Source organism: Synechococcus sp. R8-2 (assembly GCF_047461715.1).
In the GTDB taxonomy this organism is placed as follows: Bacteria; Cyanobacteriota; Cyanobacteriia; order Thermostichales; family Thermostichaceae; genus Thermostichus.
Window position 1 is genome coordinate 1 of record NZ_JANSHQ010000211.1, and the last position, 9,725, is coordinate 9,725.

Below are 9,725 nucleotides of genomic sequence, written 5' to 3' on the forward strand. Positions count from 1 at the left end.
CCGCACCGCTGACGCGACCCGGATCCGCCTCTGCCAACTGCACTTGAAGGGCCTTCACCTCGGCAGTGTCAAACCGAAGCAAGGTTTTGTCCCGCAAAGCCAGTAGGGAGGGCAACAGGGATCCCTTCTGGGCACTGCTTAGAAGCACCACCTGTCCCCCTTCGGGCTGGGCGTAGAAGCCAGAGCCGTCGAAGTTGTCGTTGCCGATGGCTAGGCGGTAGGGATCCCCTTCTTTGGGGAAAAGGGCAATTTGGTGTCGCGGCTGATCCAGGCCAAAAGCGGCTAGGTCGGTGGCCCCCTCTAGGGTGATTTGGGGAGTGAGGCGGGAGAAGGTGTTGAGCAACTGCTCAATGGGGAAGTCCAGCGCCGCCGACTGGATGGGACCGACGATCCGCCAGTGGGATCCCTCTTCTTCTGGATTGCGCTCCAAAAGGATTTCCAAGTACTCCGCACCGCTGCCGCGAACAGGTTCCCCCTCTTTCTGTTGGCGGATTTCAATGCGGGCGATGGTGTCGGTGGCAAAGTGGAACAGCCGCGCTTGCTCCGCCTGTTGCTCCTGGCGCAGTTGCTGGATGTTGTCCAAGAGGAAGTAGCCCAGCAGACAGGCCACCGCCAAACCCAAAAGAACCCAGGTGGTTCGCTTGAACATACTGGACTCTCCTCCTACCGTCTTTGCCACCACAGGGCAGCTCCGGAACCCAGGGCCGCCAAGGGCAAAAGGACCGTCGATCCCAGCACCAGCCAGCGGAAGTTTTGACCGGTCAGGGTGAGACGGCGATCCGTGATGGATTTGGGGCGGATGGAGATCTGCTCCGTTTGCTCAGTCAGCCAGTTGAGGGTGTTCAAGAAGAGATCCCGGTTGCCCTGCTGCCGCAAGTTGCCGTTGAGGGCAAAGTTGACATTGCCGATCACCACCAGGCGGGCCTCCTGCCGGGATCCCGAGCCCTGTTCTGGGTCGGTGTCCAGACGGCGGGTTAAAGCAACGCCCAGGGTAAGGGGGCCAGGCTTGTCCTGCTCCGGATCGAACTGCAGGGGGCCACTTTCCAGGTCAGGACTGGTCTCCCCCCAGCTTTGCGGGCTGGTGCGCAGTAGGGGCGTGGCTTGGATCCCTTCGCGGGCTTCGGTTTCCACAGAGCGGGCCAGGGGGAACAGGGTCATTAGCCGCTGGGCCGCCAAGGGGGCGGTGATGGGGTGATCCCCGTAGGTAGTAACCAGGGCAACCGCCGGCCCTGTCCCCAACAGTTGGCTGACGCTGCTCACCTCAATGAGGATGTCATCCCCCAAGACCACGCCCCACTCTTCCAGCAAGGGATCCAGGCCAGCCTCCACCCGCGGCCCGATCAGCAACAGCAGCCGTCCGCCTTTCGCCAGATAATCCTGCAGTTTCTCCACCTCGCCGGGGAACAAAGCCCGCTGTGGCCCCGCCAGCACCAGGACATCCGCCTCTTCTGGGATCCCCGATTGCACCAAGTTGAGGGGCTCTACCCGATAGCCTTCCTGACCCAGGGCTGCCGCCGCCTGGGCCAGAGTTGGAGTACCTTCCCTCGCTTCCAGCCCCACTTCCCCGTGCCCTTGCACGAAATAGGCCAGCAACTCCCCTCGGTTGACCACTTTGGACAGGACGGGGGTCAGTTTGCTCTCCAGATCAGGGGCAGGGGGCTGAGGCAGTTGTTGCCGGCTTTCTCCGGCCTCCACCACCAGGGTGTTGTTCTGGGTCACCTGCAGCCGCTGAATGGTCAGGGGATCCCGGTTGGGATCCACAAACTCAAACTGGAAGCGGTTGGGGTTGAGGCGGCGATAGCGCTCCAGTTGTTCCCGCAGATTGGGATCCGGCGCAGTGGTGACCACCCAAACTTTGACCGGCTGCACCAATCCCTGCACCAATTGCCGGGTTTGGGGCGACAGGGTAAACAGGCCCTCCTCGGTGAGATCCAGCCGCAGGTCGTAGCGCACCGCCACCACATTCACCAGCACTAGAATGACGGCCATCGCCGCCACCGCCACCAGGATGTTGGCGTTGGTCTGGGTGGAACGCAGACCGAGGAAGACCCCCACCTCCTGCCGGTGGGTGATGCCCCAAGCCACCAGCAGGGCCAAACCTGTTTCCAGCATGCTCAGGGGCACAGCCGTCCAACCGGTAAAGGCGGATCCCACCACCAGGCCAATGGCGATGACGCCAATGCCCAGGATCCCTGTCCAGTCCAATAGCGCGCGCCAGTCCTTCATAATGCTCCGCACCGCTGCCGCAAACACCACACTCCTCCCATCTGACCCTAGCTCTGTTGCCAGCGCAGGCTTTCCACCGATTGCACCGTGGCAAACAGCCCCAGGACGATGATGCTCAAGAAAAGAATGAGGCTGCTGCTGCTGAGGATCCCTTGCACCCAGTTGCTGTATTGCTGCAGCAAAGATACGTGCCGCAGCGTCGCGGCAATCCAGTTCTCCTCCTGGCCGGCTGCCGCGTCGATCACCCAGAGCAACAAAATCAAGCCAAAGGTGGCCACTGCTGCGATGAGGGTGCTGTCTGTCAGAGAAGAGATAAACAACCCCAAGGCCATAACGCTACCCGCCAGCAGGGTTAGGCCCACATAACCCATCAGGGTCAGGCGGTAGTCGACTGCCGGGTTGGCGCTGCTCAGCACCAGCACATGGTAGACCAGCGGCGGCAGCAGCAGCGTGATGAAAAACACCCAGACCGCCAACCATTTGCCCAGGGCCACCTCCAAGTTGGTGATGGGAGAAGTAGCCAGCAGCTCCATCGTGCCTCGCCGCCGCTCCTCGGCATAGGAGCTCATGGTGAAGATGGGCAATAGAAATAAGGAGAGGGTGCCCAAGAGGTTGAGAAACTGCTGTGACAGGATGGTGGCCGCGTCGAAATTGTTCTCCTGGCCGAACTGGGCGAAAAGATCCACCTGCTGAGAAAAGCTGATCACCCGCACCAGAATATTAAAGAAGAAAAACCCCGCCAGTCCCCAAAACACCGCGGCCACCACATAGGCAATGGGGGAGGTGAAGTAGCCGCGCAGCTCTTTGCGAAAAATGGCAACCACTCCGTTCATGCCGCTTCCTCCAATGCGCCCTCAGATCCCTCTTGCGTAGTGAGCTGCAGGAAAATCTCTTCCAAAGAAGCCTGCGGGCGGCCTATCTCGTAGAGGTCGATCCCTGCCTGCACCAGCACCCTGGCCACCTCCGGGATCCAGCCGTCCGCGGCAGCGTTGCTCTTGAGCTGCACCTGCCAGCGGGAGGGATCCGCCGCCAAGGGCTGTAGGCTCACCACCTCCACTTGGGGCAAAGGCTGCAGGGCCGTCCGGATGGCCATTGCCTCGGTTGCCCCCACCACCAGCTTTGCCTGCTGCCGATCCTGGAGCTGGGCTGTCAGCTCGGCAGGCGTGCCAATGGCCGCCACCTGGCCGCGGTTGATGATCACCACTCGGTCGCAGGTCATGCTCACCTCGGGCAGGATGTGGGTGGAGAGGATGATGGTGTGCTCCCCCGCCAGGCTCTTGATGAGCTTGCGCACCTCGATAATCTGCTTGGGATCCAGCCCAATGGTGGGCTCATCCAGGATGATCACCGGCGGGTCGTGAACCAGAGCTTGGGCGATGCCCACCCGCTGCTTAAACCCCTTGGAGAGCTTGCGGATGAGGGTGTGGCGCTTTTCTTCCAGGCTGCACCGCCGGATCGCCTCGTCCACCCGCCTGGGCCGATCGCCAGCGCTGACCCGCTTGATCTGGGCCACAAAGTGCAGGTACGCCTCCACCGTCATGTCGGGGTAGAGGGGTGGGTTTTCCGGCAGATAGCCAATGCGCTGCCGCACCGCCATCGAGTTTTCGTGAACATCAAACCCGGCCACCCGCACCGTCCCCTCGCTGGCAGGCAGATACCCCGCCAAAATGCGCATGGATGTGGTCTTGCCGGCTCCGTTCGGCCCCAAAAAACCCATGATCTCGCCGGCGTTCACCTGGAAGGAAACATCGCGGATGGCAGTGAAGCTGCCGTAGGTTTTGCTCAGATGCTCAACTTCGATGGCACCCGCGGTTGCACGAGCAGTGGGTAAACCTGTCATCAGCAACTCCTAACCTAGAGGGTCAGCAGCGATTAGCAAACGGTCCAAGGCCGAGTTACCCCTATTCCCAAAGAGGACAAATGTCGGGAAGCAGGCTCGGGCAAGAAGGCGGGCAACAGCGCTGAGGCCACATGCCAACTTAGCATAGCGACGGCGAGGATGAGTCGAGGGAACTGGGATCCCTTTCCCCCTTTTGGTGGGGATCCATCGGTTGGCTAGTCGGCAGGGCTTGTGAGGGATCCCCACTGTTCCAGCCCCAGAACCCGGCTCTCCCCTGGATTGGCTGCCACCACCTCCCCAATGGGGAAGGCTTCGGGGAGCAGGGATCTCACCTGATTTTCCGCCTCAGGGGGGATCACCAGCACATAGCCCACCCCCAGGTTGAAGGTGCGGAACATCTCCAAGGTCTCCACCTGGCCCTGCTCTTGGAGCCAGAGAAACTCCTGTGGGATGGGCCAGCTATGGGGCTGCAGCCGCGCCGCCTGGTTGGGGGCCAAACAGCGGGGCAAGTTTTCCGGGATCCCGCCGCCGGTGATGTGGGCCATGCCGTGGATGGCGATCCCTGCTGCCTGCAGCCGCTGCACCGCCTGCACGTAGATGCGGGTGGGGGTGAGGAATACTTCCGCCAAAGGCCGATCCCAGCCGGGAGGCCGGTGATCCCAGCGCCAACCCCGGTCGGCCACAATCCGCCGCACCAAGCTGTAGCCGTTGCTGTGTAGGCCGCTGCTGGGCAAAGCCAACAACCGATCCCCAAGCTGTACCCGCGACCCATCCAGAATGGCCGCCTTCTCCACAATTCCCACACAAAACCCGGCCAGGTCGTACTTCCCAGGGGGATAAAACCCCGGCATCTCCGCCGTTTCCCCGCCCAGCAGTTGGCAGCCCGCTTCCTGGCAGCCCGCCAAGATGCCATCGATCACCTGCCACAGGGCTTCTGGCTCCAGCTTGCCGGTGGCCACATAGTCCAAGAAAAACAGCGGCCGGGCCCCCACCGTCAGCACATCGTTGGCACACATCGCCACCAGATCGACGCCCACCCCCTGGTGCTGACCCCACTGCTGGGCAATGTCCAGCTTTGTCCCCACCCCATCGGTGCCCGCCACCAACACCGGCGCTTGATACCCTGTCGGCAGCTCAAACAGGCCGGCAAAGCCGCCGATGCCACCCAAGGTTTCTGAAGAACCTGAAGACGGAACTTGAATCCGTTCAACGCGCTCGCGGATCCCCCTGACAAAGGCCTGGCCCAGATCGATGTCAACCCCTGCTGAGCGGTAGTCCAAGATGCCGAAACCCCTTATGCTATCAAGACTTGGGCTCCTGTGTCCGACCGTACAAACGGGTCAACTCAGAAACCTATGGTACATTAACTTCTGTTTTAACCGTCGCCTTGGAAGTTGTACAGGATTGGAGAGGAGCGCGGCCTCATGCGAAATTGGAAACAGCTTGGACAGGGACTGGATCCCGCCCGCAAAATGGGCTTGGTCAGCTGTCTCTGTGTCACGGCTTTGGGCTTGCCGGCAGGCATGTTGGGCGGCTTGACTTCGCGAGCACAAGCCTCAACGCGAACCGGATCCCTGAGCACCCGAGCAGCGGAGCTGTCACCTGCATCCAAATTGCCCTCCCCGGCCACCGACCTCGTTCCCCCTTCCCAACCCGCCACTGCTGCCGCAGCCCCAGTCAGAACGCTGCCGAGAACCCCCCAAACCCCTATCTCCGACCACAAAGGTCTTGCCCCTGCCAAACTGGGTACCCTGAACTTGGATCATTCTTTGAACCGAACTCGCCAGGCGATCCTGCCCCGTCGAGCAGAAGAACCCATTCTCAAGATCGGCGAACAACAGCAGCACACCAGCCAGCCCATCTCCACCCTCTACGACTATCAGATGGACGGGCAACAGGTGGTTACTGTCTATGTGCGGGATCTGCCCATTGTCAGTTTTGTCGAGCACCCTGGGCTAGAACCACCGCTCATGCGGGCCAGCACCCTTGTGGCCCAGCTCAACCAAATGGCCCAGGGATCCCTGAAAGACACCACCATCACCTTAGGTTGGGCAGATCTGGAATTGGCCGAACAAGGCTTGGGTGTTCCTCTCTACACCATTCAGGTCAACAACAAGGAATTGCTGCGCATCGACGCTGGAGTGCTGTTGATCGATAACCAGCGCCCGGTGGATGTGGCTGTTTTGGCCGCCAACCGTCTCCGCCGTCTGCTGCTCGATGCCCCGCCCATTTCAGCTCCGGCCCTGCCTCAACCGGCTGCTCTGACCGCCAAAGCCGCTGTTGCAGGTTCCAAGCCGAAAACAGCCCCTCAACAGGAACCCGCCCCTGTCCGCGTGGTTGGGCCTGTGCAAGAGGGCATTGCTTCTTGGTATGACCTGCACCCAACCCGCCATGAGATGACGGCTGCCCACCCCACCCTGCCCTTTGGCACCGAGGTACGGGTGACCAACCTGAAAAACGGCCGCCAGGCTGTCGTGCGCATCAACGATCGCGGCCCTTTTATCCCCGGTCGGATCATCGACCTCTCCCTGCGGGCGGCAGAGGTGTTGGGGATGGTGCGCTCGGGGCTGGCACCTGTGCGGGTGGAAGTGGTGCAACGCTAGCTAGGGCACGGGCGAAAAGCGCTTGGAATCGGGGGAATAGCGCCAAGAAATGCCGTCGGGATCCCGGCTGCGGCTCCACTCCGGAAACCCGGTTTTGAATTTCCAGTAGGTAATGGCGGAAACCACCACCCCCAACCGTTCCGCCAACTGAGTCTGGTTAAGGGGGCGCAGCGGTGCCCGTGGCGCCGTAACGGCGGTGGGGCTGGGTGTGGGGGCAGAGCCTGCCGACTCTTGGGGGGCCGTGGCTGCAGGGGTGGGCGCTTCCTCCTCCAACCGGTGACTACGGCTGGGCTCCTGGGGACGCAGCAGGCTGAACTGGCTCAACAGGCCGACATTTTCCAGGTTTAAAAGATTTTCCAGGTTAGAGGTTTGGTGGATCAGCTCCAGCTCACGGCGAAACTCATCCTCCAGCACCTGCAGATAGTGCTCCCGCTTCTGCTCCGACTCGGCATCCTTGAGCAGACCCAAGGCAAAGCTGAGGTTCGAGAGGGGCTCGCTCAGATCCTGCAAGAATTTCTTGAACAGAGTGCCCTTCACCTCCGAGAACTGCTGCAGCTGCTGCAGTTTTTGCCGCAGCTCTTCGATTCTTTTTTCTTCCAGCTTGCGGTTCTCGAGGCTCTGGCGGTGGTTGTGCAGGGCAATTTCAATGGTGGTGTAGAGTTCCCGCTCTTTGAAAGGCTTGATGATGTAGCCGAAGGGTCGGGTCTCCTTGACGCGGGAGAGGGTGTCTTCGTCGGCGTAGGCCGTCAGATGCACCACCGGAATGTTGAAGCGCTCGGTGATCCGCTTGGCGGCTTCTATGCCATCGATATCGCCTTTTAGGACGATATCCATCAAGACCAAGTCCACCGGCATCTCTTCCAGCCTTCGGATTGCTTCTTCCCCGGAAGAAGCAATGGCGGGCACAGCGTAGCCAAATTTTTTCAGAACGTTGGCAATGTCCTTGGCGATGATCTTCTCGTCTTCGACGACCAGGATACTGCCTTTGACAAGGGGTGGAACTCTCTTCAAGGCTCGCTCCTCGGAAAGGTAATGATGAAGGTGGTACCCGGTTTGCTCCTCAATTGTATCTTGCCCTGTAGCTGATCGGTGAGGGTTGCAACCAGTTGTAAACCCAGAGATTGAGTTTCCTTGAAGTCAAAGTTCGGGGGCAAGCCAACGCCATTGTCGGAGACTCGCAACTGAGTATATTTGCGGGTTTGGCTGAAATGAATCTCTATCTCCCCGCTGCGGCCCTTCGGGAAGGCATACTTGAGGCTGTTGGTCACCAACTCGTTGATGATCAGGCCACACAAGACCGCATCGTCCAGGTTGAGGCGGATCCCTTCGGCGCGGATGTTGGCGCGAATGCTCTCGGGGTTTACCCCGTAAGAGTGAAAGAGGTTGGAGATCAAATTGTGTAGGTACTGCTTGAGATCCACAGCGGCCAGATTGTTGGATTGGTACAAACCTTCGTGGATCAAAGACATGGCTTGAATACGGCTGCCGGCATCCTTAAAAACGCGGGCGTACTTGCGGCTTTTGATTTGGTCAGCTTGGAGCCGCAGCAGGCTGGAGATGATTTGCAGGTTGTTTTTGACGCGGTGGTGAATCTCCCGCAGCAGGACTTCTTTTTCCTGAAGGGCAGCTTGGATCTGCAGCTTTGCCCGTTTTTCTTCGGTAATGTCTTCGCAAATGCCGATGATGAAGAGGTTTTTGCCCTCGGGATCCCGGACTGCAGAGACTGCCAGGCGGCACCAAACCACCTTTCCGCTGCGGTGGATGTAGCGTTTTTCCAGGTGGTAGCGATCCCGTTGGCCGTTCAAAACCTCCTGGAAGAGTTGCCAATCTTCCTGAATGTCCTCGGGATGGGTGAGGTCGCAGAAGCTCATGTGGGTCAGTTCGGCAGCGCTATAGCCCAAGATCTCTTCCAGAGCGGGGTTCACTTTTAGGTAATGGCCCCGATGATCGACGATGGAAATGCCCAGGGCTGACTGCTGGAAGATGCCCCGTAAACTCAGCTCACTTTGGCGAAGGGCTGCCTCGGCTTGCTTGCGCTCGGTAATGTCCAAAATCTGGCTTAGAAAGTAGCTGGGATCCCCTTGGGCCGTGCGCACCAGGGTGATGCGAAGAATGGCATAGACTATTTGGCCGTTCTTGTGGATGTAGCGTTGTTCCTGTTCGCACTGATGCACCTGGCCGGCCAGCAGGCGGTTGCTGTTTTCCAGAGTGGTGGCGATGTCGTCGGGATGGGTGATGTCGAGGACGGTTTTCCCTTTGAGATCCTCCAGGGTGTAGCCCAGGGTTTCGGTAAAAGCGGCGTTGATTTGCAAATAGGTGCCATCCACGTGGGTCATGGCCTTGGCAATGGGGGCCCATTCAAAGGATTGGCGGAAGCGTTCTTCACTTTCTTTGAGGGCAATTTCTGCCTCCACGCGGGCGCTGATGTCGATCACCTGGTTGAGAAACTGGGTGGGCTGTCCTTCCTCGTCGGTGAGCAGGGTGGCCTGAAACAGCACATGAACAACCTGGCCGGAACGGTGGGTGTAGCGAATCTGGCGCTGGCTGACAGAGACCTTCCCTGCCAGCAAAGCCTCATTGGCCCCCAGCAGTGGGTTGACATCTTCGGGGTGGAGAATGTCCAGTTGTTGCCGATGTTTCAATTCTTCGGGGGTGTAGCCGACAATCTGGGCAAAGGCATCGTTGACCTGGATAAATCGCCCCTGCAAGTCCACAAGGGCAATTCCATTGGGGGCCAGCTCAAAAATCTGCCGAAAATGGTTGGCGCTTTGTTGCCAGGCTTGCTCTATACGACGCCGTTCGGCTTCCAGTTGCTTGGACTCAGTGATGTCTTCGACGATCCCTGCCACCCGATAGATTTTGCCCTCTTTGTCGGCGATGGGAAAGGTGCGTTCTCGCAGCCAAATCAGGCGGCCATCGGTGCGATAAATGCGGAAGACAACATCGGTGGATTTGCCCTCCGATTGGGCTTTGAGGATGGTGGGGAACAACCAGCGGTCGTCGGGGTGGATCTGGCGGATCCAGGCTTGGGGGTTGGCGTAGGCCTCTTCGGCGGA

8 protein-coding genes are annotated in these 9,725 nt (G+C 59.8%); 1 reads left to right on the forward strand and 7 read right to left on the reverse strand.

Annotation, left to right across the window (positions count from 1 at the left end; genetic code table 11):
* The 5 genes from NW819_RS05735 to purM all read right to left on the reverse strand — a co-directional run.
* Positions 1-649 (reverse strand): DUF4340 domain-containing protein (locus NW819_RS05735; RefSeq protein ID WP_414413171.1); only part of this gene is annotated, 649 nt, incomplete at its 3' end.
* Positions 650-663: 14 nt separating this feature from the next.
* Positions 664-2,226: a GldG family protein gene (locus NW819_RS05740; protein ID WP_414413172.1), complete on the reverse strand. Its 1,563-nt coding sequence runs from the start codon at positions 2,224-2,226 to the stop codon at positions 664-666.
* A 47-nt stretch (positions 2,227-2,273) separates the two neighbouring features.
* Positions 2,274-3,059, reverse strand: coding sequence for an ABC transporter permease (locus NW819_RS05745; protein WP_011433262.1), 786 nt, complete (start codon positions 3,057-3,059; stop codon positions 2,274-2,276).
* Positions 3,056-4,066, reverse strand: a complete 1,011-nt coding sequence (locus tag NW819_RS05750; RefSeq protein ID WP_414413173.1) for an ABC transporter ATP-binding protein — start codon at positions 4,064-4,066, stop codon at positions 3,056-3,058. Before NW819_RS05750 ends, NW819_RS05745 begins: the two co-directional genes overlap by 4 nt.
* A 215-nt stretch (positions 4,067-4,281) precedes the next feature.
* On the reverse strand, positions 4,282-5,346 hold the full coding sequence (gene purM / locus NW819_RS05755; protein WP_414413174.1) for a phosphoribosylformylglycinamidine cyclo-ligase: 1,065 nt from the start codon (positions 5,344-5,346) through the stop codon (positions 4,282-4,284).
* A gap of 144 nt (positions 5,347-5,490) precedes the next feature.
* Here purM and NW819_RS05760 point away from each other — a divergent pair, with 144 nt between their 5' ends.
* A complete protein-coding gene (locus tag NW819_RS05760; RefSeq protein ID WP_414413175.1) occupies positions 5,491-6,669 on the forward strand; it encodes a septal ring lytic transglycosylase RlpA family protein in 1,179 nt (392 codons plus the stop codon).
* On the opposite strand, the gene NW819_RS05765 is transcribed toward NW819_RS05760, so the two are convergent.
* Together NW819_RS05765 and NW819_RS05770 are read right to left on the reverse strand one after the other, a co-directional pair.
* On the reverse strand, positions 6,670-7,680 hold the full coding sequence (locus NW819_RS05765) for a response regulator (protein WP_414413176.1): 1,011 nt from the start codon (positions 7,678-7,680) through the stop codon (positions 6,670-6,672). It abuts the gene before it with no gap.
* Positions 7,677-9,725 (reverse strand): PAS domain S-box protein (locus NW819_RS05770; protein WP_414413177.1); only part of this gene is annotated, 2,049 nt, incomplete at its 5' end. The genes NW819_RS05765 and NW819_RS05770, both read right to left, overlap by 4 nt.

Bases quoted from the DNA above. Each gene is read 5' to 3' on its own strand.
- NW819_RS05760 (WP_414413175.1), top strand. From the start codon at position 5,491: ATGCGAAATTGGAAACAGCTTGGACAGGGACTGGATCCCGCCCGCAAA.
- NW819_RS05740 (WP_414413172.1), bottom strand. From the start codon at position 2,226: ATGAAGGACTGGCGCGCGCTATTGGACTGGACAGGGATCCTGGGCATT.
- NW819_RS05745 (WP_011433262.1), bottom strand. From the start codon at position 3,059: ATGAACGGAGTGGTTGCCATTTTTCGCAAAGAGCTGCGCGGCTACTTC.
- NW819_RS05750 (WP_414413173.1), bottom strand. From the start codon at position 4,066: ATGACAGGTTTACCCACTGCTCGTGCAACCGCGGGTGCCATCGAAGTT.